The 24555-nt window shown below is 40.3% G+C and carries 25 protein-coding genes; 19 read left to right on the plus strand and 6 right to left on the minus strand.

The window, feature by feature from the left end; translation table 11 throughout:
• The first annotated feature begins 28 nt into the window (after positions 1-28).
• From IE056_RS01010 to tsaB, 18 genes are all read left to right on the plus strand, one after another.
• Entirely contained in the window at positions 29-751 is a 723-nt protein-coding gene (locus IE056_RS01010) for an energy transducer TonB (RefSeq protein ID WP_189602760.1), read from the plus strand.
• A 302-nt stretch (positions 752-1053) separates the two neighbouring features.
• Positions 1054-1773 carry an energy transducer TonB gene (locus tag IE056_RS01015; RefSeq protein WP_189602761.1) on the plus strand — a complete coding sequence of 240 codons (720 nt, stop codon included), beginning with the start codon at positions 1054-1056 and terminating at the stop codon, positions 1771-1773.
• A gap of 154 nt (positions 1774-1927) precedes the next feature.
• Positions 1928-4051 carry a gliding motility outer membrane protein RemB gene (remB, locus tag IE056_RS01020; protein ID WP_189602762.1) on the plus strand — a complete coding sequence of 708 codons (2124 nt, stop codon included), beginning with the start codon at positions 1928-1930 and terminating at the stop codon, positions 4049-4051.
• A 120-nt stretch (positions 4052-4171) separates the two neighbouring features.
• Complete coding sequence (cyoE, locus tag IE056_RS01025) at positions 4172-5074, plus strand: heme o synthase (protein WP_189602763.1); 903 nt, start codon at positions 4172-4174, stop codon at positions 5072-5074.
• On the plus strand, positions 5065-5646 hold the full coding sequence (locus IE056_RS01030; RefSeq protein WP_189602764.1) for a cytochrome c oxidase subunit 3: 582 nt from the start codon (positions 5065-5067) through the stop codon (positions 5644-5646). Before cyoE ends, IE056_RS01030 begins: the two co-directional genes overlap by 10 nt.
• A gap of 44 nt (positions 5647-5690) precedes the next feature.
• The gene (locus IE056_RS01035) at positions 5691-6671 is read left to right on the plus strand and encodes a cytochrome c oxidase subunit 3 (protein WP_189602765.1); all 981 of its coding nucleotides are present in this window, start codon (positions 5691-5693) and stop codon (positions 6669-6671) included.
• An 18-nt stretch (positions 6672-6689) separates the two neighbouring features.
• The gene (locus tag IE056_RS01040; RefSeq protein ID WP_189602766.1) at positions 6690-7067 is read left to right on the plus strand and encodes a cytochrome C oxidase subunit IV family protein; all 378 of its coding nucleotides are present in this window, start codon (positions 6690-6692) and stop codon (positions 7065-7067) included.
• An 82-nt stretch (positions 7068-7149) separates the two neighbouring features.
• Entirely contained in the window at positions 7150-7788 is a 639-nt protein-coding gene (locus IE056_RS01045) for a hypothetical protein (protein ID WP_189602767.1), read from the plus strand.
• Positions 7789-8517: an SCO family protein gene (locus IE056_RS01050; protein ID WP_189602768.1), complete on the plus strand. Its 729-nt coding sequence runs from the start codon at positions 7789-7791 to the stop codon at positions 8515-8517.
• 1 nt (position 8518) lies between these two features.
• A complete protein-coding gene (locus IE056_RS01055; RefSeq protein WP_189602769.1) occupies positions 8519-9052 on the plus strand; it encodes a DUF420 domain-containing protein in 534 nt (177 codons plus the stop codon).
• 31 nt (positions 9053-9083) lie between these two features.
• Positions 9084-9314 (plus strand): CAMCR motif-containing small membrane protein, encoded by a 231-nt coding sequence (locus IE056_RS01060; RefSeq protein WP_189602770.1) that lies wholly within the window; start codon positions 9084-9086, stop codon positions 9312-9314.
• Positions 9315-9490: 176 nt separating this feature from the next.
• Entirely contained in the window at positions 9491-10192 is a 702-nt protein-coding gene (locus IE056_RS01065; RefSeq protein WP_189602771.1) for an ABC transporter ATP-binding protein, read from the plus strand.
• Positions 10185-11429: an ABC transporter permease gene (locus IE056_RS01070; protein ID WP_189602772.1), complete on the plus strand. Its 1245-nt coding sequence runs from the start codon at positions 10185-10187 to the stop codon at positions 11427-11429. The genes IE056_RS01065 and IE056_RS01070 overlap by 8 nt, the downstream gene beginning before the upstream one ends.
• 1 nt (position 11430) lies before the next feature.
• A complete protein-coding gene (locus IE056_RS01075) occupies positions 11431-12696 on the plus strand; it encodes an ABC transporter permease (protein ID WP_189602773.1) in 1266 nt (421 codons plus the stop codon).
• A gap of 39 nt (positions 12697-12735) precedes the next feature.
• Positions 12736-13854, plus strand: coding sequence for an efflux RND transporter periplasmic adaptor subunit (locus IE056_RS01080; protein WP_189602774.1), 1119 nt, complete (start codon positions 12736-12738; stop codon positions 13852-13854).
• Positions 13855-13916: 62 nt separating this feature from the next.
• Positions 13917-15353, plus strand: coding sequence for a TolC family protein (locus IE056_RS01085; RefSeq protein WP_189602775.1), 1437 nt, complete (start codon positions 13917-13919; stop codon positions 15351-15353).
• 3 nt (positions 15354-15356) lie between these two features.
• A complete protein-coding gene (locus tag IE056_RS01090; protein ID WP_189602776.1) occupies positions 15357-16643 on the plus strand; it encodes an efflux RND transporter periplasmic adaptor subunit in 1287 nt (428 codons plus the stop codon).
• 12 nt (positions 16644-16655) lie between these two features.
• Positions 16656-17321: a tRNA (adenosine(37)-N6)-threonylcarbamoyltransferase complex dimerization subunit type 1 TsaB gene (tsaB, locus tag IE056_RS01095; protein ID WP_189602777.1), complete on the plus strand. Its 666-nt coding sequence runs from the start codon at positions 16656-16658 to the stop codon at positions 17319-17321.
• A gap of 75 nt (positions 17322-17396) precedes the next feature.
• On the opposite strand, the gene IE056_RS01100 is transcribed toward tsaB, so the two are convergent.
• On the minus strand, positions 17397-18263 hold the full coding sequence (locus tag IE056_RS01100) for a mechanosensitive ion channel family protein (RefSeq protein WP_189602778.1): 867 nt from the start codon (positions 18261-18263) through the stop codon (positions 17397-17399).
• Between the two features lie 340 nt (positions 18264-18603).
• Positions 18604-18747: a dodecin family protein gene (locus IE056_RS01105; RefSeq protein WP_308427595.1), complete on the minus strand. Its 144-nt coding sequence runs from the start codon at positions 18745-18747 to the stop codon at positions 18604-18606.
• 238 nt (positions 18748-18985) lie between these two features.
• On the opposite strand from IE056_RS01105, the gene IE056_RS01110 reads away from it, so the two are divergent.
• On the plus strand, positions 18986-21247 hold the full coding sequence (locus IE056_RS01110; RefSeq protein WP_189602779.1) for an inorganic phosphate transporter: 2262 nt from the start codon (positions 18986-18988) through the stop codon (positions 21245-21247).
• Between the two features lie 96 nt (positions 21248-21343).
• On the opposite strand, the gene IE056_RS01115 is transcribed toward IE056_RS01110, so the two are convergent.
• From IE056_RS01115 to IE056_RS01130, 4 genes are all read right to left on the minus strand, one after another.
• Positions 21344-22252 carry a NifU family protein gene (locus IE056_RS01115; protein ID WP_189602780.1) on the minus strand — a complete coding sequence of 303 codons (909 nt, stop codon included), beginning with the start codon at positions 22250-22252 and terminating at the stop codon, positions 21344-21346.
• Between the two features lie 90 nt (positions 22253-22342).
• Positions 22343-23131 carry a glutamate racemase gene (gene murI, locus IE056_RS01120; protein WP_189602781.1) on the minus strand — a complete coding sequence of 263 codons (789 nt, stop codon included), beginning with the start codon at positions 23129-23131 and terminating at the stop codon, positions 22343-22345.
• Positions 23132-23197: 66 nt separating this feature from the next.
• On the minus strand, positions 23198-23707 hold the full coding sequence (locus IE056_RS01125; protein WP_189602782.1) for an OmpH/Skp family outer membrane protein: 510 nt from the start codon (positions 23705-23707) through the stop codon (positions 23198-23200).
• A gap of 50 nt (positions 23708-23757) precedes the next feature.
• Positions 23758-24555 (minus strand): OmpH/Skp family outer membrane protein, encoded by a 798-nt coding sequence (locus IE056_RS01130; RefSeq protein ID WP_189602783.1) that lies wholly within the window; start codon positions 24553-24555, stop codon positions 23758-23760.

A 24555-nucleotide genomic window follows, 5' to 3' on the forward strand; every position in this document is an offset into this window, starting at 1 on the left:
TTAGCCACCCTATAACTAAAACGGAATTATGGAACCGAAGAAAAACCCAAAAGCTGACATGTCAAGAAGAAGTGTCTTGTTCTTCCAGGTTGGAATGATCTTGATGCTTGCTTTAACATATGTGGCGATAGAGTGGAAGACCTATGACAGGGAAGCTATTGATACCGGGATGGTAAATATGGAAGACTTTGAAGAGGAGGATGTGCCTATTACAGAGCTTCAGAATACACCACCACCACCTCCACCACCACCACCGGCTCCCGAAGTGATTGAAGTTGTGGAAGATGAAGAGGAAGTTGAAGAAACCATCATTGAATCTACTGAAACAAATCAAGAGGAGATCGTTGAGGTAGAAGAAGTTGTGGAAGTTGAAGAAGAAGAAGAAATTGGGGATGTTCCTTTCGCTGTAATTGAAGATGTGCCCATCTTTCCGGGTTGTGAGAGTAAAAGAAACAACGATGAGCGTAAAGCTTGTATGAGTGAAAAAATTACTGAATTTGTGAACCGTAGGTTTAATACAGAACTTGGAAGTGAATTAGGTCTTTCTGGGATCAACAGGATCTATGTTCAGTTCAGAATTGAGAAGAACGGAAACATTACTGTTCTTGGAGCACGTGCACCACACCCAAGACTTCAGCAGGAAGCAGAAAGGGTAGTAAACCAACTTCCAAAAATGCAGCCCGGTAAACAAAGAGGTCAGGCAGTAGGGGTACTTTACTCTCTACCTATTACCTTCAGGGTTCAGGACTAAGAATAATTTTACTATAATATATGGATCCCGCACTTTGTGCGGGATTTTTTTTGTCCAGCTGCGAATGTTCTAAGCTTCTGAAATAGGTTCAGGAATAGTGTTGATTAAGCATATAATTTATACTTGTGGTTAATTGATGCCTGTATTTTAAGTATTAATCTGATTATTCTTAAATAATTTAATAAAAATGCTGCTGTGGCATATTGATTGTGCAGGAGAGACTACTAACCTTCCATACATCCGGAATCCTGACCAGGTTCGGGGTTTAATTTTTAAGAAAATTAACCTTTAAATATGTGATTATGGAATGCAAGAAAAACAAGCAGGCAGATCTTAGAAGAAAAAGTATTCTTTTCTTTCAGGTAGGGCTTATCCTCATTCTTTTTTTAGCCTTACTCGCTATAGAGTGGAAAACCTATGGCAACGAGTCGGTAGTATCATCAAAAGTCCATCTGGATGAATTTACGGAGGAAGAAGTTCCAGTTACTATTATGAAAGAAGTCACGCCACCGCCACCACCAAGGGACATCATTGAGGATGTTAATGTTGCCGACGATGATGAAGATGTAGTCGAAACTGCAATTAATTCTACCGAAGCAGATCCCGGGGAGATCATCGAAATCGAGGATATTGTGGAAGAGGAGCCGGAAGAGAAAATAGAGGATTATTCCTTTATAAGTGTAGAAGAGGTACCGGTTTTTCCTGGGTGTGAAGATTTTGATACTAATGATGAGCGAAAGGAATGCATGAGCCGGAAAATAAATGATTTTGTGAACAGGAAGTTTGACACTACCCTTGGCGGTGAATTGGGCCTTTCCGGGATCCACAGGATTTATGTGCAATTTAAAATTGAGCCAGATGGTTCTGTGTCTATCGTGGGTGCTCGGGGCCCTCACCCAAAGCTCGAAGCCGAAGCAATTCGTGTGGCCGGTTCCCTGCCTGAAATGCAGCCGGGGAGGCAGGGAGGCAAAGCGGTTGGAGTGCTTTATTCCCTGCCTATTACGTTTAGAGTGCAGAACTAAAGCCTTCTTATACAATAGAAAGCATCCCGCACGTGTGCGGGATGTTTCTATTTGGGGCTAAATGTTGTGATCTCTGAAAAACATACCAAATGCTATCCACTTCTTGAAAAAAATGTATCTTTCGGCCAGACTAAACCAATTGGTATTCTACCGGATGAAGTATTTCAGCCTCCTGTTTTTCCTGATGATTTTTAGCGGTTATTCACAAACTAATTTCGGAGATTCTGAAAGATTCCCCATCTTTCCTGAATGTGAAAATAAAAGTTTTGATGATGAAGAGCAGTGTTTTAAATCTACGCTAAAAGTAAAAATAGCTGAACAATTTCAGCTTCCTGAAAAATTTATTAATGCGGGGTATCAGGGGGAAATCCTGGTTCTTTTCGAGGTTGCTAATAATGGTTCTTTTGCAGTTAATTTTATAGATGCAGATTATCCGCAGCTGGAGAAGGAACTTAGAAGGATTTTTACTGCGTTGCCTCCTGTTTCTCCGGCAACTTATAATGGCCGGGCTGTCGATATGCAGTTCAGGATGGGTGTTAAGATTCCTCTTGATCTCAATTTTTCTCAAGGGGAAGATTTTGGTGAGGAGGTAGTTGTTGTGGAGGCTACAGAGCCTGTTATTCCGGAAAATGATCTATCGCAGGATATTGCCAATGAATATGACCAGATCGTCTCTCTTGGGTACGATAATAAAAGAGCTTCAAGTGAACTAAATATTCCGCTGTCTCACGAACTCTACAGCAGGTTTGACGCTGAAGTGAACCGGGTTGGAACAAATTTCCATACATCCTCCAAACCTTTTCTCTATAATGAGGTGCAGCCTTACTATGACTTTGAAGCTGAAGAAGAAAAGCTTTATAAGCCAAAAACTTCCTGGTTTGGTCGCAAATTATGGAATGAGCATTTGGTGACTTTTCAGGGGGAAAATTACTGGTTTGCGGCAGATTTTGGTGTAGACCTGCAATTGGGTAAAGATTTTGAAAGTGACCTGGAGGTGACCTATAACAATACACGTGCAGCTATTCTTCAGGGAGGATTGGGCAAGAATTTCAACTTCTACACAGTGTTATACGAAAATCAGGGGAGGTTTGCAGATTATTACAATCGGTTTGCAGAATCTATTGGTCCCGAAAATCGAGAGCCTGCCACCATTCCTGGGAGAGGTATAGCGAAGGAATTTATGGGGCAGGCCTATGATTATCCGGTTGCTGAAGGTTATTTGTCCTATAGCCCGGGGAAGTTTTTCAATCTTCAGTTTGGGCATGGAAAAAACTTCATAGGGGATGGATACAGGTCTTTGCTAATGAGTGACAATGCAACTCCGTATCCGTATTTTAAATTGAACACCAAATTCTGGAAGATCAAATACACCAATACCTGGATGTCATTACGGGATGTGCGGGCAGAGGTCACGGGAGAAGGTTCTTTCAGGACAAAATATATGGCCAACCATTTTCTGAGCTATAATGTTACCAAACGTCTTAACCTCGGATTTTTCGAATCGGTGATGTGGGAAAATGATAATAATCGGGGCTTCGATCTTAACTACCTTAATCCGGTGATCTTTTACCGTGCAATCGAGTTTTCTACAGGGGCACGGGCGGGTAACGCAATCATCGGCCTCACCGGAAAATACAAGTGGAATGATGATCTCAATTTATATACCCAGTTTCTTATTGATGAATTTTCTTCGGGAGATATTTTTGGTGGGGAAGGCAGCTGGAAGAATAAACTAGGGTTTCAGTTGGGGGTGAAATATTTCGATGCCTTCAATGTAGAAAACCTGTATTTGCAGGTCGAATACAATCAGGTGCGGCCATATACTTATTCCCATAACACCATTACCTTGAATTATGGCCATAACAATCAATCCATGGCTCATTTATGGGGTGCTAATTTTCGGGAATTGGTTGCTATTTCCCGTTATAAATATGAGCGCTATTACGGACATTTAAAAATGGTCTACGGGAAACGCGGATTTGATTTTAATACTCCCGAAGATAATGCAGCCTACGGTGGGGATATTTATACCAGTGAATATGACCGGGCCTTTGAAACAAGGGTGGAGATTGGGCAGGGAAATACCACCAACTCCTTTTTTGCGGAAACTGAAGCGGGATATATTATAAATCCAACTACCAATCTTAAGATCTACGGAAGCTTTATTTACAGAAATTTCAGCCCCACGATAAATACTCCAACTACGTTTGATAATACTACTTACTGGCTCAACTTCGGAATAAGGACAGATATCTTTAACTGGTATTACGATTATTAATTTTTAAAAGACTGACTATCAGCGCCTGATTTTTCTGAAGCTTTAAAATTTAACGTCCTTAACCCCTTGTGAAAAAGAGATTAAGGAGTATCTTTGCCGCAATTAAAAAATTTGTGCTTTTTGGAGAATACACAGGTACATACTTCTTCTTTTTCAATACTTTCAGATCTAAAGGAATTAACCAAAGTACGCTTAGCTGTAAGTGTGGTTTTTTCTTCTGTTGCCGGATATTTTCTCGGGGCAGAGACTATAGATTTTGTAACGGTTCTAATGTTGGGGATTGGTGGTTATTGTCTTGTAGGGGCATCTAATGCCTATAATCAAATACTGGAGAAAGATCTCGATGCACTAATGGATCGTACCGGTGACAGGCCTATTCCTTCGGGAAGGATGAGTGTGACTACTGCATTTTTTATTGCCAGTCTTTTAACAATCCTTGGCCTGGTGATACTTTACCTCATAAATCCCGTGACTTCCATGTTTGGGGCCATAAGTATCTTTTTATATGTAAGTGTTTATACACCTTTAAAAACCAAAACTCCGTTGTCGGTATTCGTGGGGGCTTTTCCCGGGGCAATTCCGTTTATGTTGGGATGGGTGGCTGCTACCGGAGATTTTAGTATTGAGCCGGGAACTTTATTTATGATCCAGTTCTTCTGGCAATTCCCTCATTTCTGGGCGCTGGGATGGTGGTTGTATGACGATTATAAAAAAGGTGGTTTCTTTATGCTGCCTACCGGAAAAAAGGATAAAGGTACTGCGGTGCAAATCGTATTGTATACCGTTTGGACCATTTTGGTTTCCCTTATTCCGGCTTTTGGAGTGACCGGGAAATTGTTTCTTTCGCCGGTATCTGCAGTTCTTGTATTAATCCTAGGACTGTTTATGCTAAAGTATGCATTGAAATTATACAAAAAGAGAGATTCCAAATCTGCAAAGCAACTGATGTTGGCCAGTGTTTCCTACATCACTCTGCTGCAAATAATATATGTACTAGATAAATTTATTCGTTTATGGATTTAACCCACGGAACCGAACAATATAAGATTGGACGGGCAAAAAAGATGATGCTGTGGTTTGGTATCATAAGTATGGCTATGATGTTTGCCGGTTTGACCAGTGCTTACGTGGTAAGTAAAAGCAGGCCTGACTGGATTAGTAACTTTGAGTTACCGGATGCTTTTTTCTGGAGCACCATTGTAATTGTTCTTAGTAGTGTGACCTTATGGCTGGCGAAAAAAGCAATTTCTGCCGATAATTTGAAGAAGGGAACTATTTTTCTGCTGTCCACCTTGGTGCTGGCTGCTTTGTTTGTTTTTCTTCAATTTAAAAGTTTTCAGGAGATAATTTCTGCAGGATATTATTTTACCGGAAGTGAAAGTACGGTTACTACCTCCTTTGTTTATGTGGTGGTTCTGGCTCACTTAGCGCATTTGGCGGGAGGTATTATTGTGCTTTTTGTGTTAATTTATAACCATTTTAAACAACGTTACCACTCTGGGCAAACACTTGGATTAGAACTGGGTGGCACCTACTGGCACTTTGTGGATGCGCTATGGGTTTACTTGTTTTTGTTTTTATATTTCTTTAGATAATAAAAATACCTATTTTTGCCTAATACTAAATTTTAAATCTTTCTATGGAAGCTACTGTTGCGAGAACAGGTACCGAAGGTAAAACCTGGGGTGGAGGCAATCAGCCTTTAGGAGTGAGTTATGGAAAATTGATGATGTGGTTTTTCATCCTTTCTGATGCGCTTACGTTCTCAGGATTTTTAGCGGCTTATGGATTTGCAAGATTCAAGTTTGCAGACTCATGGCCTATTGCAGATGAAGTTTTTAATCACTTTCCGTTTTTGCATGGAGTAGATGCTCCTATGTACTACGTGGCATTGATGACCTTCATTCTTATCTTTTCATCGGTAACTATGGTTTTGGCAGTAGATGCCGGCCACCAAATGAAGAAGTCCAAAGTAACTTTATACATGTTGTTGACCATTATTGGAGGAGTTATTTTCCTTGGATCTCAGGCATGGGAATGGAAAAATTTCATTAATGGTACCTATGGTGCAGTGCAGACCAAAGGAGGGAATATCCTTCAGTTTGTGGATTCAGAAGGTGAAAGGGTTGCTCTGGATGCTTTTGTGACTGCTGCTCCCCGAGACAGAGTGCAACAGGAAAGAAGCAATGGATTGTGGTTTACAGATGAACCCGATTTGCCTAGATTTACTATCGAAGATGTACAGAGAGGATTTCTTGCAAATCCCGATCTTTATGTGAGAACCCAGGAATTAACTGAAACCGGAGAAAAAGTGGTGTTAACCCGCCAGTCTTCTATAACCAAACTGAATAATGATGCAGTTGGAATTGTAGAGGGTGCCAACCTTCATGAAAATGAATACGGCAATCCTTTATTCGGAGATTTCTTTTTCTTCATAACAGGTTTCCACGGATTTCACGTTTTAACTGGTGTTTTGATCAATATTATTATCTTCTTTAATGTTCTTTTAGGTACCTACGAAAGAAGAGGTAGTTATGAAATGGTTGAAAAAGTCGGTTTATACTGGCACTTTGTAGATTTAGTTTGGGTATTTGTATTTACCTTCTTTTATCTGGTTTAATAAAGAGAAACAAGAGCAATGGCAAATAATAATTCAGCACATACACACGATCATCAATACGAATCCCATACCAAGAGGATCTGGTCGGTTTTTATTATACTTTCTATAGTTACTTTGGTGGAAGTGATCCTTGGGATCATCAAACCAGATTTCCTTATGCATACCTATTTTATAAGCCTAAAGCTTATAAACTGGATTTTCATCCTGCTTACCATATATAAGGCATACCTTATTACCTGGGCTTTCATGCACATGGAGAGTGAAAAGAAAGGCTTGAGGAGATCAGTGGTCTGGACCGCGGTATTCCTTATAATTTACCTCATTTTCATTTTGCTTACAGAAGGAGATTATGTATACGAAGTAATGAACAGAGGCCAAGTAGCGTGGGACTTTTAAAAATGAAAAAATAAGAATGGAAAAAGGCGGTTTTAAAACCGCCTTTTTTTATTTTTGTGCTCTAGTTGAAACCTTTAAGGTTATGAAGAAGTTTTTTGTTATAATCGTCCTGTTTGCACTGCCTATTGTGGCGTATTTATTCTTTGCTTCGGGGGTGAATCACTTCGCAAAATTACCTGTTTTGAACAAAAATATCAGTGATCTGGAGGATTTTGAGACCTTAGAAGGAGAGAAGATTTCCTTTCAGAATAATATTACTATTCTTGGCTTCTACGGTAAAAATCCTTCGGAATATATTGGGAATGCATATAACATTTCCGAAAAAATCTATAATACCTACTATGAATTCCGGGATTTTCAGCTTGTGATCGTGGTGCCTGAAGAAGCTCGCGAAGAAGTTGAGGCGGTGAGGGAAGAGATCGGCACAATAGCTGATCTACGGAAATGGAAATTCGCATTTGCCGAACCCGAAGAAATAGAAACTCTTTTTAGTAGTCTAAACACAAACTTGTCGCTTGATGAAGACCTTTCCATTTCTCATGTTTTTATTATTGATAAAGATGGAAAGCTCAGGGGGAGAAGTGATGATGAGGATAAGGGCATTTTATACGGATACAATTCCAGTTCGGTTGCCGAGCTGAATAATAAAATGGAGGATGACGTGAAGATCATTCTTGCAGAATATCGCCTCGCTTTAAAAAAATACAATAAAGGAAGTTAGATGAAAAACTATTCATACATAGGGATCTCACTGGTGATTCTAATTTTTGGTATTCTTTTTATTCCGAAGATCATAGACAGGGTAAGCGAAGGGGAAGTAGTTTCTTCCAATAGATCAGATTCTGCCGAAGAGAGAGCTGCAGATAAATCGGAGCTGGTGTATATTGAAGTAAATGGGAAAAAGAAACAAATTCCACCTTTCCGGTTTGTGAATCAGGAGGGCGATACCATTTCGAACAAAGATTACGAAGGGAAAGTCTATATAGCGGAATTTTTCTTTACTACCTGCCCTACCATTTGTCCCATAATGAATGAGAATCTGGTGGAGGTTCAAAACGAATTCAGGAGCAATGATAATTTCGGAATCGCTTCCTTCAGTATAGATCCCGAACATGACACTCCGCAGGTATTGGAAAAATATGCTGATGTTAATGGTATAGATCATCCTAACTGGCATCTTCTTACCGGGGGAAAAGATGAGATCTATGATTTGGCAAATTCAGGATTTAATATTTATGCAGGTGAAGATCCTAATGCGGCCGGCGGCTTTGCACACTCGGGATATTTTGCACTCATCGACCAGGAAGGATACGTGAGATCAAGAGTGGATAAATTTGGAAATCCTATTGTTTATTACAGAGGATCTGTAGAGAAGGATGCCGTGGTAGAACCGGGGGAAGAAGAGCCGCAAATTGATATCCTTATTGAAGACGCAAAAAAACTTTTATAAGATGAGAATTAGAAAAGCAGACAGGGTAATGGTTCCGGCGATCATAGCACTTTCCATCATAGTGCCTGTGGCTGTGCTGGTACTTATGTATTTACCACAGCGATATAATCTTTTTAATGCCCAACTGGGAAGTTTTCCTTTTTTTCATGCTGTTCTTAACTTTTCTACTGCTGTTTTACTTATTACAGGATATTATTTCATGAGGATTAGGGAGTACAAATGGCACCGGAATGTAATGATTGGAGCTTTTGTGCTGTCTTCGATCTTTCTGGTAAGTTATGTGATCTCAAAAATAAGCAATGATCCTGTTCCTTATGGAGGGGAAGGATTTATGCGGCCTGTTTATTTCTTTATCCTTATCACGCATATTGCTTTGTCGGCAATCATAGTTCCACTTGTCCTGTTTACGATGTATCGTGGATTAACAGGAGAGAATAAGAAGCATGCAGCCATCGCTCGGTGGACTTTTCCCGTCTGGCTTTATGTCGCTGTTACCGGAGTCCTAGTGTATGTTTTTATGGCGCCATATTATTAATTGCTGGCGTCGAAGAATTAAATAGTTTATGATGAAAAAGAGATTGTTCTATATAATTTTGATCTTGCTTTTGTTTCCCATAACGATGGAAGCTCAATGTTCCATGTGCCGTGCAGTTTTGGAAACCGAATCCACTCAGACTGCTGCAAAAGGCATCAATGACGGGATCATGTACCTTATGATATTTCCATATATCTTAATGGGTGGCGTAGCTTACTTTGTGTGGCGGGCCTTCAAAAAGAGTGATGAATCTTCTTCCTGAAAAACAGAACATCTCAGTTCTTTTTTCTTTTAATTTATTATTCCGGATCCTGCTGAAGGTTTCGGAATTATTTTTTTATTTCAGAAATTTTTAACTTTTTACTGTAACAAATGATTTATTTGTGAGTCTTATGAGTGTGCTCAGGTTGAGCTGCGAAACTTTCATTACATCAAATTATGATTGAAATTAAAGACCTTCACAAATCCTATAAAATGGGAAGCAATTCCCTTCACGTTCTCAAAGGGATCAATTTCAGTGTGGCCGAAGGAGAACTGGTATCTATAATGGGCTCTTCGGGATCTGGGAAATCCACATTGCTGAATATCCTCGGAATGCTCGATGAAGCCGATGAGGGATCTTATACCCTGGATGGAGTTCCTATCAAAAACCTGAATGAAAAGATCGCAGCCCGTTACCGAAATAAATTTCTGGGTTTTATTTTTCAGTCATTTAATCTTATTTCATACAAAACTGCTTTGGATAATGTGGCGCTGCCATTGTATTATCAGGGGGTTAAAAGAAAAGAGAGAATAGAGAAAGCCATGGCCTACCTGGAGAAGGTTGGACTTGCCAACTGGGCAGGACATTTACCCAATGAGCTTTCGGGAGGGCAGAAACAACGGGTGGCCATAGCCAGGGCACTCGCCAGTGATCCAAAAGTTTTGCTGGCAGATGAGCCTACAGGAGCACTTGATACCAAGACATCTTATGAAGTGATGGATCTCATTCAGGGCATTAATGATGAAGGGCGAACCATTCTTGTAGTGACCCATGAGCATGATATCGCCCAGATGACCAAACGCATTGTAAACCTGAAAGACGGTTTGATTATAGATGATTCTAGAGTTAACCAAGTAAGAGCGCTGGAAAATGTTTGATCTTGAACGTTGGGAAGAAATATTTGATACCATTGGTAAAAACAAGCTGCGTACTTTTTTGACCGGTCTCTCTGTGGCGTCGGGTATTTTTATCCTGGTGGTGCTTCTGGGAATTGGTGAGGGTATGAAAAATGGAATTTCTGCTGAATTTGAGGGGGATGCAGCAAATATCCTCTATGTATGGACGGGGGTTACTTCCAAAGAATATAAAGGTCTCAATCCCGGGCGCAGGATTCAGATGAAAAATGAGGATTATGCCTTTACTGCTGAAAAGCACAAGGATGAATTGGAATACAAATCTTCGGTTTACAGGATATGGAATGGGATAGTAAACTACGAAAAAGAATCTGGGTCATACCGGGTCGAAGGGGTTTTACCCGATTATCAATTCCTGGAAAACAGTAGTATGGCTGCCGGAAGGTTTATCAACTACAAGGATCATGATAACTTCGAGAAGGTAGTGGTCATTGGAAACAAAGTAAAGAATGACCTTTTTAAAAGTGAAGATCCAATTGGGGAATATATTCAGCTTTCGGGAATTAATTTCAAAGTGATAGGTGTTTTTACAGATCCGGGAGGAGAGCGGGAAGAAACCAGGGTGTATTTACCACTTTCTACTGCTCAAAGAGTTTTCAATGGATCTAATAACATAGGGAACCTTGCTTTTACTCTTCAGAAAGAAGAGAATTTTGAAGCGGCACTGGCAGCTTCAGAAAAATTTTCGGCAGAACTGGAGCAATATCTAAAAGAACGGCACAGTATCGCACCCGATGATGATAGTGCGGTAACTGTAAATAATTCCCTCGAAAATGCAAAACGCTTTTTCGATCTTATGGATATGATCAAGTATTTTTTCTGGGGTGTGGGAATCTGTACTATTATAGCCGGGATTGTGGGGGTGAGTAACATCATGCTCATCATTGTTAAAGAACGCACCCGGGAAATAGGCGTGAGGAAAGCGCTGGGGGCCCAGCCATTGTCAATTGTAACAATGGTTTTGCATGAATCAATCTTTGTAACGGCCATTGCAGGTTTTGCCGGACTCATTTTTAGCTTGGCACTTCTGGAGTTTGTAGGTCCGTTGATCGAAACAAATTATATCGCAAATCCCTCCATTGATTTCAATGTCGCGATCACGACAGTTTTTATACTGATCTTCGCCGGAGCCCTGGCAGGTTTCTTTCCTGCGTGGCGGGCTGCCCGTATTAAACCCATTGTAGCACTTAGAGACGAATAATATGTTTAGCAGGGATAAATGGAGCGAAATAATTGAGGCATTAAGCTCAAACTGGTTCAGGACGCTTCTTACAGCTTTCGGAGTGCTATGGGGGATCTTTATTCTGGTAATTCTTCTTGCGGCAGGGAAAGGTCTGGAAAACGGTGTGAAGCAGGGTTTTGGTGGAATAGCCACGAATACGATGTTTATGTGGAGCCAGACTCCTTCAAAACCGTATAAAGGCTTGCCCAAAGGGAGGCGTTATAATTTTAAAACTGAAGACGTAGCCGAAATAAAACGGAATATTCCGAATCTTCGATTTGTTTCCCCTAGAAATCAGCTGGGAGGTTTCGGCGGAAATAATAATGTGATTCGGGGTTTGAATTCAGGGGCATTCAACATTTACGGTGATTATCCGGAGATCATTCAGCAGGAACCCATGGATATTACCTCCGGGCGTTTTGTAAACTATTCCGATATCAATGAAAAACGGAAAGTCGCAGTGATTGGTGATGGTGTGCGAAGTACCATGTATGATAAAGATGAAGAAGTTATTGGATCTTATATCAAAATCAACGGAGTAAATTTTATGGTAATTGGTACCTACAAGAAAAAAGGAAATAATGGCGGAAATGCAGAAGAGGCCCAGAAAGAGATCTATGTTCCTTTCACGTCCTTTTCCCAGGCGTTCAACCAGGCAAACAATGTTGGCTGGATGGCGATCACAGCAGAAGACGGTTATTCCATTTCCGATCTAAAAGGCGGAATTCTGGAGATCATTAAATCCAGGCATTCCATCCATCCAGAAGATGACAGGGCAGTCGGGTATTTTGATCTGTTTGAGGAATTCAATAAAGTCAACGGATTATTTATTGCCTTAAAAGCAGTCGCTTATTTTGTGGGTGTTCTGGTGCTGCTTTCGGGCATTATCGGGATAAGTAATATCATGCTGATAGTCGTAAAAGAGCGTACCAACGAAATAGGAGTACGGCGGGCATTGGGAGCAAGTCCATGGTCCATTAGAGGCCAGATTTTAATGGAAGCCATCTTTCTTACCATTGTTTCGGGAATGGCGGGAATAGTAATGGCTACAGGAGTAATTTATTTGATCAATCTGGCGTTGAGCGGGGCAGACACTTCAGAAATGATGTTTGCCAATCCAAGTGTTGATCTTGGGGTGGTAATGACAGCGCTGGGAATTTTAGTGTTTTCAGGTTTAATTGCCGGTCTCATACCTGCACAAAATGCCATTAAGATTAAACCCGTGGATGCTCTTAGAACCGAATAATCAAAAAATCAGGAATACGAAATTTAATTCAATCAAAAAATGAAAAAAGTTGTAACTATTGGTGTTTTAATCTTAATCGCTGTTTCTTTCGTGGGAGCACTGTATTATCTCTATCAGAAGAATCAGGAGGATCCTACGGTCTATGAGACACAGCAGGCTTCAGTTCATACTATCGTTAAGAAAACGGTAGCTACGGGAAACATCGTTCCTAAGGAAGAAGTTCTTATTAAACCGAATATTTCAGGAATTATTGATGAAATATATATTGAAGCAGGAGACAGGATCAAAGCCGGAGATCTTATTGCAAAGATCAGGGTGATCCCAAATGTTTCTTCCCTGCAGAGTGCAAAGGATGCGGTAGTGACTGCAAAAATAAATCTTGACAACGAACAAAAATTATATGAACGACAAAAATCCCTATTTGAAAAAGGGGTGATTTCTGCCAATGATTTTGACAATGTAGAAGTGGCATATAAGAGAGCACAGCAGAATCATCGTTCTGCACAACAGAACTTCGAGATCGTACAAACCGGAACCACCAGCGGAATTGGGAGTGCGGCAAATACATTAATTCGTTCTACTGTAGAAGGAATGGTGCTGGATGTTCCTGTAAAAGCCGGAAACCAGGTGATTGAAAGTAACAATTTTAACGACGGAACCACCATTGCTACTTTGGCCGATGTGAATGAAATGATATTTGAAGGAAAAGTGGATGAAAGTGAAGTGGGGAAAATTAAAGAGGATCTTCCGCTGGAAGTGACAGTTGGTGCAATAGAAAACAAGACTTTTAATGCCGTTCTGGATTACATTGCTCCAAAAGGAGTGGACGAAAACGGAGCAATCCAGTTTGAGATAAAAGGAACTTTAGATAAAGCAGATACTACTTTTATACGGGCTGGTTTAAGTGCAAATGCCTCTATCATCCTGGCAAGGGCAGATGAGGTGATGGCCATAAGTGAAGCTTTGGTGCAATTTGATCCAAAAACAGAACAACCTTATGTGGAGGTAGAAACCGGAGATCAGGACTTTGTGCGTAAAGACCTTGAATTAGGAATAAGTGACGGAATATATGTGGAGGTTAAAAATGGCATTACCAAAGAAGACAAAATAAAAGTCTGGAACCAGATCAAGCCTGCAATGGGCATGACTGCTAATTAGTTTCCTCATAAAAACTGTAACATCTTAAATCTTTCTTAGACTTATCTTTCACAACCATTATTATGAAAAAAATTTTATTGTCCGCATTTTTCCTAAGCTTCGGATATTTGTTAAATGCACAAGATAAAGAATGGACGCTTCAGGAATGTATAGAATATGCACTTGAAAATAATATTTCCATTAAACAATCTCAACTGGAAACAGAATTGGCCGAAGTTGAAAAATATGATGCCATTGGAAATTTCATTCCCAGTATCAATGCTTCAGCATCCAATTCATGGAATACCGGTTTAACGCAAAACGTAACAACCGGAATTTTACAAACCCAGACTACAAGAAACTTTTCTGCAGGAGTAACTGCAAGTATGACTCTTTTTGATGGGTTGAGGAATTTTAAGGAGCTGCAGCGGTCAAAAATGTCACAACTGGCAGCACAGTATTCCCTTGAATTAATGAAGGATGATATTAGTCTTTTTGTGGCTAATTCTTACCTGCAGGTACTTTTTAACAAAGAGAATGTAAAGTTGATCCAGGCACAGCATGAAGTAACTCTTGAGCAGCTGGAACGAACAGAAGAACTGGTGGAGGCAGGTTCTCTTCCCAGCGGAGATCTTCTTGAGATAAGAGCAACTGCAGCTAACGAGGAACAACGTATTATTGTAGCCCAGAATACCGTAAGGATTTCTTTGATCGCTTTGGCTCAAACGCTGTTGATCAAAGATTACGAGAATTTTGATATAGTAGACCGGGATTACGATGTAATTGGCGCAGAGATCCTGGGTACTTCTGTTGAACAAATTATTGAAAATGCAGAAGAGGAAAGATATGAAGTACGGGTAGCAGAACAAAACCGGGAGATAGCAAAGAAAGATGTGGAAATCGCCAGGGGTGCTTATTTACCTACCTTAGGCGCTTTCTTCAACTATAATACACGGGAATCTGGCGCTGGCAGGTTAAGGGCAGCAGGGCTTGATCCCGACGAGCCTTACCGACAGATAGGTTTTGTTCAGGGAACCGAAGAAATAGTGGTAGCCCCAAATACGGTAACGGAAATTGGAAATCCGCTTCCGTTTTTTGAACAGTTGCAAATGAATGACGGGGTTAGCTATGGAATTCAGCTTAACATTCCTTTTCTGAATGGTTTTTCAGTAAGAAACAATGTAAAGCGAAGTGAGATCAATGTAAAAAGAGCAGAATATGAACTGGAACAGACGAGGCTTGATCTTGAAGCAGATGTTTACCAGGCGTATGTAGATGCCGAAGGTGCTCTAAAGGCTTATGAAGCAGCCCTGGTGGCGCAAAATGCACAGGAGCAGGCCTATAATTATGCAACAGAAAGGTATAGTGTGGGGCTCACCAATGCTTTTGATTTTAGCCAGGCTACCTTTAACTTAAGCAATGCCCAGAGTGAAGTCATAAGGGCTAAATATGATTATATATTTAAATTAAAAGTATTAGAACTGTATTTTGGTGTTCCCATCGCCAATCTTAAATTTTAAAAAATGAAGAAAAAGACGTTGTATATCATTATTGGTATAGCTGTAGTTATAATTATTTTACTGTTGGTTGGTAAGAAAGCCGGGTGGTTTGGAAAATCCGGAAATTTTAAAGAAGTAGAAGTTACAGAGATCACCAGGATCAATTTGGTGGAAACAGTTTCTGCTACCGGAAAAATTCAGCCCGAAGTGGAAGTAATGCTTTCTTCGGAAGTTTCTGGAGAGATCATTGAACTGCCGGTGAGGGAAGGACAGCAGGTGGAAAAAGGAGATTTGCTGGTGAAGGTAAATCCAGATATTTACGAATCTAACTTACAACGTTCTCAAGCCGGACTACAAAACGTAAGGGCGGGATTATCTCAGGCTGAAGCGAGCTTGCGGGAAGCAAGGGCTAATTTTGAACGTAACGAGCAGCTTTTTGAAAAAGGCATTATTTCCAAAGCAGAATGGGATAGGATCGTATCTGCTTTTGAAGTAGCACAGGCAAACCAGCAGTCGGCGTATTATAACGTACAAAGTGCTGCTGCAAGTGTTAATGAGGCACGTGAAAACCTTGGGAGGACAAATATTTATGCCCCTATGACCGGAACCATTTCCTCACTTTCTGCCGAACTGGGAGAAAGAGTTGTGGGAACTCAACAAATGGCAGGAACAGAGATCATGCGTGTAGCCGATCTTTCAGAAATGGAAGTGGAGGTAGATGTGAATGAAAATGATATCGTGAAGGTTTCCATTGGCGACTCTACCATTGTTGAAGTAGATGCATATCTTGGGCAGGAATTTAAAGGATTGGTAACAGAGATTTCCAATTCGGCCAATTCTGCTTTAACTGCCGACCAGGTAACTAATTTTAAAGTGAAAGTAAGGATTCTGGAAAATTCATATGGACATTTACTGGAAGGAAAGCCTGAGAATTTTTCACCCTTTCGGCCGGGAATGACTGCGACAGTAGATATCATCACTACCAGAAGGGATAATATAATTGGAGTGCCTATAAGTTCAATTGTTATTAAAAGTGACACTTCTACTGTGAGAGGTGGGGGGGCTGATCGAGAGAAAGTTTCTTCGGGGGAGAAATTTGAGACAGTCTTTGTACAGGAAGGAGATGAAGCGAAGTTAAGAGTCGTGGAAACAGGGATACAGGATGACCGGAATATAGAGATAACATCTGGTCTTGAAGAAGGAGAAAAGGTTATTACAGGACCTTATACCACTGTAACCAAATCCTTAAAGGCTGGTGATAAGATAGAAGTCACCGATACCCAGGAATTGACAGAATCTGGTGATAATTAAAATATAAACAAATTGGGATTAATTCTTTGTATTGAAACGGCTACGACAAATTGTTCTGTAGCTTTGGGAGAAGATGGTAAACTGGTGGCTTTAAAAGAAGATAACAGCAATAGCTATTCTCATGCAGAAAGGCTTCATGTTTTTATTGAAGAGATCCTGAAAGAAAACAATTTTTCAGCGGGTGATCTGGATGCTATTGCGATCAGTAAAGGTCCGGGTTCTTATACAGGTTTACGGATTGGAGTTTCTGCTGCCAAGGGATTGTGCTTTTCGCTGGAGATTCCGTTGATCTCAGTATCTACATTAAAATCCCTTGCCATGCAGGTAAAGGAAGAAGAGGATGGTGAACTTATTATTCCAATGCTGGACGCCAGACGTATGGAAGTTTATACTGCAGGATTTACTGCAACATTTCAACCGGTGTTTGATACACGTGCCCAGATTTTAGATGTCTCTTCCTTTGAAGAAGAGCTAAAGCAGGGAAAGGTAAGTTTTATCGGAAATGGCATAGAGAAATTCAAAGAGATCTGTAAGCATAAAAATGCAGTTTTTATTGAAGGAAAATCACCTTCAGCAAAACAAATGGTTTCTTTGGCAGATGAAAAATTCAGGATAAGAGATTTTGAAGATGTAGCCTACTTTGAGCCTTTTTATCTCAAAGACTTTATGGTCGGATAAAACAATAAATTCATACTAAAAACACAAAAGCCGCATTTCTGCGGCTTTTGTGTTTTTAATGAAGTGAAGTACAAACTAGTCCTTATTATTCTCAACAGAAGGAGTTGATTCTTTTTTACTGTGATCGAAAAAATGAACATCTCTTTGCGGGAACGGAATAGAAATTCCTGCAGCTTCAAGTCTGGTTTTAGCTTCCTCTATAGTGTACCAGTGACAATCCCAGAAAACTTCATTGGGAGCCCAGAAACGTACCGAAAAGTTCACAGAACTATCTGCCAGTTCTGTAACCACCACTGCCGGCGCAGGATCTTTCAGAATTCCTTCCTGTTCATGCAGGAGGTTCAGCAATACTTGCTTGGCTTTTTTAATGTCGCTTTCGTACGACACTCCTATGGTAATGGCATCTCTCCTGGTGGGATTACCTGAATAGTTTACAATATTATCATTGGAAAGTTCGCCGTTGGGAATGATGGCAAGTTGGTTTCCGAAGGTATCCAGTTTGGTATAGAAAAGAGAAATTTCTTTTACACTTCCCGAGATTCCGTTCACTTCTATCCAGTCCCCGATTCGAAACGGTTTTAAAAGAATAATAAGGACGCCGCCCGCAAAATTTGCCAGCGAGCCCTGTAAAGCCAGTCCAATAGCAAGTCCGGCTGCACCAATCATTGCGACAAATGAAGTGGTTGTAATTCCCAGTTGCCCTATAACAGTGATGATGAGAAGGATTTTTAGGCCCCACTCCAGGATGGTGAGAATGAAATTTTGGAGTGCCAGGTCATAATGCCTTTTGGTAAAAAGCCTTTTTAAAGACCCCAAAATAAATTTGATGACCCACCAGCCAACAATAAGAAACAGAATAGCTCCTACAAGTGTAGGAAGATATTCTATAAATCTTTCAATATACTCTGCTGTCCAATCCTGTATGTCTGCTATTTGATCCATTGAATAAATTTGGTGCAAAGTTGAATTTTCAAGCTGTGTTACTCTGTTAAAAACGTGTTAAAATAATCTAGTTTTTGTTGTTGCAGCCGCATTTAAACCGGGCAAAAATATTGTAAAGCAGCAGGAATAAAAAAGGTCCAAAGGGCTTTGTCGTCTGGAGATTATTAAAATCAAATTTGCATTTAATGTTTAAGAAAGTAAATGATGATAGAAAATAGCTAAGATAAAATATGAATAAAGGCTGTTCTGAAATCCACCCGATAAGCGGGCAGAAAAATCAGAACAGCCTTGAAAATATGCCGTAAAATACCCTCTAGTTTCCATTAGAGGACGTACGTATTTATTCCTTTACCTGGAAAGTGATTTTTACAATAACTCTGAAATCTGTGATCTCATCTCCTTCTACATTGGCTGTCTGTTCCTTTACATAAACAGATTTGATATTATCAACAGATTTTGCTGCGGTTTTTACCGATTTTTTGATGGCATCTTACCAGCTTTCACTCGAATTAGACATTACTTCAATAACTTTTAAAACTGCCATAATAATTTATTTTTTTGATTAGTACTTTATTTAAGTAATTCATCATCAAGTTACAAAATCATTGTTGTCTCTTTTGAAAAGTCTTGTTAAACCTCCTATTAATATTATTATAACAGTCCGCACTTATTGAATAAAAAAAATAGCTGTATTTTGTCAACAAGAAAAGCTAATAACCGAAATGGAAGATGCTTATGTAGTAATGCTTGTAGCATTATTTGCACTCGCTGTTACAGATTTGGTAGTGGGTGTTAGTAATGATGCTATTAATTTCCTGAATTCAGCAATAGGCTCCAAAGCGATTTCCATGCGCAATATCCTTATTGTCGCCAGTATTGGAGTAGGGGTGGGAGCTGTGTTTTCGAGCGGATTAATGGAAGTGGCGCGAAAAGGGATCTTTATTCCCGGCGAGTTCTATTTTGAAGAGATCATGATCATCTTTATGGCCGTCATGATCACAGATGTGCTGCTGCTCGACTTTTTTAATTCCCTTGGTCTTCCGACTTCCACAACGGTTTCTATTGTTTTTGAACTTCTTGGCGCGGCCGTGAGTATCGCAGTAATAAAAGTTTCAAAAGAGGAGGAAGGTTTAAGCCTGCTTTCGCAATACATCAATACAGAAAAAGCGACCGAAATTATCATTGGGATCTTACTGGCGGTGGTCATTGCTTTTATAGTTGGGGCTATAGTTCAATATCTCTCCAGGCTTGTTTTTTCTTTTGAATATGATAAAAAGATCAAATACATCGGAGCCTTTTTTGGAGGTATTTCCCTTACTGCTATTCTTTATTTTATAGTTATGAAAGGACTGAGCTCTGTTGCCTTTATTTCAGAAGAATTCCTCGCATATCTTTCAGAAAATACTCTACTTATTGTGCTGGTGGCTTTCTTGTTCTTTACACTACTCTCACAGCTTCTGATGAGTGTCTTTAAGGTAAACATCCTTAAGGCAATAATTGTGGTGGGTACTTTTGCCCTGGCTCTGGCCTTCGCGGGTAATGACCTGGTGAATTTTATAGGGGTACCTATTGCAGCCTGGCAATCCTTCGGGTTATGGCAGGAGGCTTTCCGGGCCTCGGGTGCATTGCCATCGGAGTTTTTAATGTCGGGTCTGGAAGGTCAGGTACCTTCCCCTACCCTGCTTCTGGTGTTAGCCGGGGCAATTATGGTGGTAACGATCTGGTTTTCCAGCAAGGCAAGGTCGGTAGTGGAAACCGGGGTAAATCTTTCCAGGCAGGGAGATGGTGCCGAAAGGTTCAAACCTAATATGCTTTCAAGGAGCATTGTAAGATATTCCATTTACTTCGGAAATATGGTCGCCGCAGTTACTCCGTCGGGAATGCAGAATTATGTGGAAACTAAATTCAAAAAACCCGATTATCTGCGGAAAAGAAGAAAAGAGGTTCCCGCATTCGATATGGTGAGGGCAGCTGTTAACCTGGTTGTGGCCAGTATTCTTATTTCCATTGGAACAAATTATAAACTTCCGCTTTCCACTACCTATGTCACATTTATGGTAGCTATGGGAACCTCCCTGGCAGACAGGGCCTGGGATAGGGAAAGTGCTGTTTACAGAGTGGCCGGCGTCGTGAACGTGATAGGAGGTTGGTTTGTTACCGCAATGGTGGCTTTCACTGCCGCTGCTTTGTTTGCAAGCATTATTTATTTTGGAGGAATTGTCGCAATTACCATCCTTATTGGACTGGCAATTTTTATGATCACCAGAAGTGCTTTTGTGCACAGAAAAAGAGCAAAGGAAAAAGCGAAAAAAGTGCCATTCGATCCCGAGGATATTGTGACAATCCAGGGAATTGTAAAGGAAACATCCGAAAATATATCCAGCATTATTGGCGGGGTGAACAAGATGTATTCCAAAACCGTCGATAACCTTGGTTACCACGACCGCGGAAAATTGAAAAAGAATAAAAAAGCCATTAAAAAGCTGGAATCTGAAATTGATCAACTCAAGGCCAACGTCTTCTATTTCATCAAGTCCATGGATGACAATCCGCTGGATGCCAGTAAATTTTATATACTGAACCTTGATTATCTTCAGGATATGGTGCAATCCATTGGGTTTATTACCAGGAACAGCTACAATCACGTTAACAACAACCACAAAAACCTGAAGTTTAATCAGGTGAAAGATCTTAAGAGGGTTGATAAAAGGATGCAGGTGCTATTTGATGATATCCAGGAGCTGTTCGATAATCAGGCTTTTGAAAATATTGATAGGATCCTGTCTGAAAAGCAGCAACTAATGGATGAGGTAACTTCCCTAATCGAGAAACAGATAGATAGGATAAAAACTTCCGAAACCAGTCCTAAAAATGCACAGCTATATTTCGGATTACTGCTCGAAACCAGAGATCTCATTTCTTCCACTATGAGTCTGCTTCAGTTGTTCCGTGAATTTAATGCACAGGTGAAAATGACCTTGTAAAAAGAATCCTTATTGCTTCAGAAGAAAACAAAAAAGCTGAAAAAAACCTGTACAAATAAGGTTCTTTTCAGCTTTAAATTTAATTGATAATACTGCTTAGCCGTTGATCGCTTCCACCCGGGAAATTTTACCCTGAAGCATTTCCTTCAGCATGTTTTCAATTCCGTTTTTAAGGGTCATGGTGCTGGAAGGGCATCCGCTGCAGGCTCCCTGCAGGATCACCTTTACCACCTTGTCATTTGGGTTATAGGATTCAAAAAGGATGTTTCCGCCATCACTTGCTACTGCAGGCTTCACGTACTCATCCAGGATAGCAATGATCTCTTCGGAAGTATCATCCAACTGGACTCTTTTTACCGGAGCATCTTCTATTGATTCCTGTTTTGCAGGGGTAGCACCCTCTGTCATGATCTCTTTTCCTTCTTCCAGGTAATTCCGGATGAATTCCCGAAGTTCCAGCGTAATATCATCCCATTCTGCAATATCATACTTATTGATGGAAATGTAATTCTCATCCATAAATACCTCTTTTACGAAAGGGAAATGGAAAAGCTCCTTTGCAATAGGAGCATTTTTGGCTTCGTCAATATTTTTAAACTCTATAGATTGTAACACTAGTTTTCTGTTAGATACAAATTTCAATACCGAAGGATTGGGAGTACTTTCAGCATACACAGTGGCCGGTACTTTTTTCTGGGCTTCTTCGTTGGAAGCTGTGATAACTTCTGCTCCGCTGTTAAGGTATTCACGAAGTTGATCTGCTATTTCTTCCTGAATGTCTTTCCAGTGTACAATGTTGTATTTTTCAATAGCTACAAAGTTTTGGGCGATATATACCGTCTTTACAAACGGAAGGTGAAAAAGCTGTTGTGCCAGCGGAGAACGCCCTGCCTCTTCAATATTCCTGAATTCAAAATTCTCATGTTTGGTGAGAAACTTGTTCGCTTCAAATTTGACTATTGTTGGTTTTGTGGTAGGCTGTATATTTATAGTGATATTTTCCATGGATAAAAATTTCTGCAAAATTACAAAAACATATGAAGAGAGGTGAGGATTCCTGGCTATCTTTTTACCTCAATATCAGGCCGAAAAGTTTTAAAAATCCAGATAGGTTACATTGTAGGACATTGTCGCTGTGTTAATAAGGTTTTTGAGGACCTCGGGATTTCCGTTGGTGAAGAATTCCGGTGGTTTTTGCGGGGTGTCACTAAGCAGGTTGTGGCTGTTCAAAACAACCCGCGTTTGTTTGGCTACCGCCTGTCCCGAATCAATAATAGTTACAGAATCCGGTAACAATCTCTTCAAATTTGGAATAAGGTATGGGTAGTGGCTGCAGCCTAACACAAGATAATCTATGCCTTCGGCAATCATGGGCTCGAGAAGTTTCTGCAGCAGCTTGTCTATCTCTTCAGAATCTTTTTTGCCGCTCTCAATGGCGGGTACGAGTCCGTTGCCTATTACCTCAATGACCTTTGAATTTTTGCTATAAAGATCAGATGTTTTGGCGAAAAGTTCACTCGAAAGGGTCCCCCTGGTGGCAAGGATGCCGATAGCTTTGGTTTGAGATTTTGTAGCGGCCGGTTTTATGGCGGGTTCAATGCCTATAAAAGGAATATTGAAGCTGGAACGTAATTTCTGGATTGCATTGGTGGTGGCAGTGTTACAGGCTACCACAATGATCTTGGCGCCCATATCCAGAAGCTTTTCTGTATTCTTAAAGCTTAACCGGACGATTTCTTCCCTTGGTTTTTCTCCATAAGGAGCATTGCTGCTATCGGCAAGATAAATGGTGTGTTCGTGGGGAAGTAATTCATGAATTTCTTTCCAGATGGAAGTTCCTCCTACCCCCGAATCGAAAATACCTATAGGCTGCGTTTTGCTCATAGATGTAAAAATAAAAACTGCGCATCAAGGATGCGCAGTTTTTAAGACTTTATTTCAGAAATGGGATTAAATTCCCAAAGATTTCTTCACATCTGGCATTAGGTCATAACCATCAGCCATGATCAATCCTGTTCCTGTAGTAGAATCAAGTACGTAATCGTATCCTTTTTCACGAGCTACTTTTTGAATGGTAGTACGTGCTTTTTCCATTACCGGTCTTAGCAATTCCATTTCCTTATTCTGAAGTTCCTGCATTGCATTTTGACGGTACTCTCCGATTGTTCTTTGAGTTTGCTGAAGTTCGTTGGCTCTTTTTGAATTCTCTTCGTCAGTTTTTGTCTGAGCTTCGGCTTCGTATCTCTTCATGGTATTTTGTGCTTCAGAAACCATATCTTTTATCTCAGTGTCATAAGTTTTCTGAAGTTTCTCCAATTGATTCATTGCAGAAGTGTATTCGGGCATTTGTTCAATCAATTCCTGGGAAGCTATATGGGCTACCTTTGATTGTGCATTAGTAAAAGCAGTTGCTCCGAAAGTTAAAGCTAGCGCTAATACAAGGGTTTTGAATTGTTTCATTTTTAAAGTATTAATTGTTGATTTATAGTTCCTGATTTATTTATGTATGCTTAATTATTTTCTTCTCGTGCTTTGGCAACAGAATCTCTTTTTTGCTGTCGTTCCTCCTGCAGTTTTCTCTTACGTTCTTCGTATTCCAATTGTCGTGCCGTTCTTACAGAATCTCTTACACGTTTTCGTTCTTCCAGCAATTCCTGCCGTTCCCGCTTACGTTCTTCCCGTGCTGTTTCCCTTTTCGTTACTTCTGCACTTTCTTCTACTGTTTTAGATTCTTCTCTCAGCAATTCCTCTTTTTCCTTCCGGCCACTTAGTTGTTCCCGGTTAGAAGCGCGGGTGATACTTCTTAATACCATATCACTAACGTCCAGTTTTTCTGAGGCGTACAATGTACTAACATCAGCCGATTTATCAAAAATAAGGTCGTATTTCCTGTTGGTCGCTATTTCCTGAACTGCAGTAAATACCTGGTCCTGGATAGGCTTTACCAGTTGCAGCTTCTGCATGATAAGGTCTCCTTTTGGTCCGAATCTTTTTTGCTGATAATTAAACAATTTCTCTTCCTCGAAAGCAATTTCTTCTTTACGTTCCTCGATCAACTCATCGGTCAATAGTGCCTTTTCGTTTTCGAGGTTCTTTTTTAAAGTTTCGATCTTATTGAGTTCGGTTTCGATCTCAGATTTCCACTTTTTTACTTTTTCATCCAGCTGGGCAGAAGCCTGTTGATATTCCGGTACATTTTCCAGAATATAATCCATATCCACATATCCCACCCTCATTGGTTGCTGCGCTTTTGCGGCAGTACCTGCCAGAAAAATTGCTACACAAATAAGTAGGATTCTTTTATTCAT

This window comes from Salinimicrobium marinum (assembly GCF_014651535.1).
GTDB classification, from domain to species: Bacteria; Bacteroidota; Bacteroidia; order Flavobacteriales; family Flavobacteriaceae; genus Salinimicrobium; species Salinimicrobium marinum.

What these genes read in the sequence shown, in the direction of transcription:
- IE056_RS01080 (WP_189602774.1), top strand. Translation starts at nt 12,736, where the DNA reads ATGAAAAAAGTTGTAACTATTGGTGTTTTAATCTTAATCGCTGTTTCT.
- IE056_RS01050 (WP_189602768.1), top strand. Translation starts at nt 7,789, where the DNA reads ATGAAAAACTATTCATACATAGGGATCTCACTGGTGATTCTAATTTTT.
- IE056_RS01115 (WP_189602780.1), bottom strand. Translation starts at nt 22,252, where the DNA reads ATGGAAAATATCACTATAAATATACAGCCTACCACAAAACCAACAATA.
- IE056_RS01070 (WP_189602772.1), top strand. Translation starts at nt 10,185, where the DNA reads ATGTTTGATCTTGAACGTTGGGAAGAAATATTTGATACCATTGGTAAA.
- IE056_RS01015 (WP_189602761.1), top strand. Translation starts at nt 1,054, where the DNA reads ATGGAATGCAAGAAAAACAAGCAGGCAGATCTTAGAAGAAAAAGTATT.
- IE056_RS01125 (WP_189602782.1), bottom strand. Translation starts at nt 23,707, where the DNA reads ATGAAACAATTCAAAACCCTTGTATTAGCGCTAGCTTTAACTTTCGGA.
- murI (WP_189602781.1), bottom strand. Translation starts at nt 23,131, where the DNA reads ATGAGCAAAACGCAGCCTATAGGTATTTTCGATTCGGGGGTAGGAGGA.
- IE056_RS01110 (WP_189602779.1), top strand. Translation starts at nt 18,986, where the DNA reads ATGGAAGATGCTTATGTAGTAATGCTTGTAGCATTATTTGCACTCGCT.
- IE056_RS01065 (WP_189602771.1), top strand. Translation starts at nt 9,491, where the DNA reads ATGATTGAAATTAAAGACCTTCACAAATCCTATAAAATGGGAAGCAAT.
- IE056_RS01060 (WP_189602770.1), top strand. Translation starts at nt 9,084, where the DNA reads ATGAAAAAGAGATTGTTCTATATAATTTTGATCTTGCTTTTGTTTCCC.
- IE056_RS01085 (WP_189602775.1), top strand. Translation starts at nt 13,917, where the DNA reads ATGAAAAAAATTTTATTGTCCGCATTTTTCCTAAGCTTCGGATATTTG.
- IE056_RS01055 (WP_189602769.1), top strand. Translation starts at nt 8,519, where the DNA reads ATGAGAATTAGAAAAGCAGACAGGGTAATGGTTCCGGCGATCATAGCA.
- IE056_RS01100 (WP_189602778.1), bottom strand. Translation starts at nt 18,263, where the DNA reads ATGGATCAAATAGCAGACATACAGGATTGGACAGCAGAGTATATTGAA.
- IE056_RS01075 (WP_189602773.1), top strand. Translation starts at nt 11,431, where the DNA reads ATGTTTAGCAGGGATAAATGGAGCGAAATAATTGAGGCATTAAGCTCA.
- IE056_RS01090 (WP_189602776.1), top strand. Translation starts at nt 15,357, where the DNA reads ATGAAGAAAAAGACGTTGTATATCATTATTGGTATAGCTGTAGTTATA.
- IE056_RS01130 (WP_189602783.1), bottom strand. Translation starts at nt 24,555, where the DNA reads ATGAATAAAAGAATCCTACTTATTTGTGTAGCAATTTTTCTGGCAGGT.
- IE056_RS01040 (WP_189602766.1), top strand. Translation starts at nt 6,690, where the DNA reads ATGGCAAATAATAATTCAGCACATACACACGATCATCAATACGAATCC.
- IE056_RS01035 (WP_189602765.1), top strand. Translation starts at nt 5,691, where the DNA reads ATGGAAGCTACTGTTGCGAGAACAGGTACCGAAGGTAAAACCTGGGGT.
- IE056_RS01030 (WP_189602764.1), top strand. Translation starts at nt 5,065, where the DNA reads ATGGATTTAACCCACGGAACCGAACAATATAAGATTGGACGGGCAAAA.
- IE056_RS01045 (WP_189602767.1), top strand. Translation starts at nt 7,150, where the DNA reads ATGAAGAAGTTTTTTGTTATAATCGTCCTGTTTGCACTGCCTATTGTG.
- remB (WP_189602762.1), top strand. Translation starts at nt 1,928, where the DNA reads ATGAAGTATTTCAGCCTCCTGTTTTTCCTGATGATTTTTAGCGGTTAT.
- IE056_RS01010 (WP_189602760.1), top strand. Translation starts at nt 29, where the DNA reads ATGGAACCGAAGAAAAACCCAAAAGCTGACATGTCAAGAAGAAGTGTC.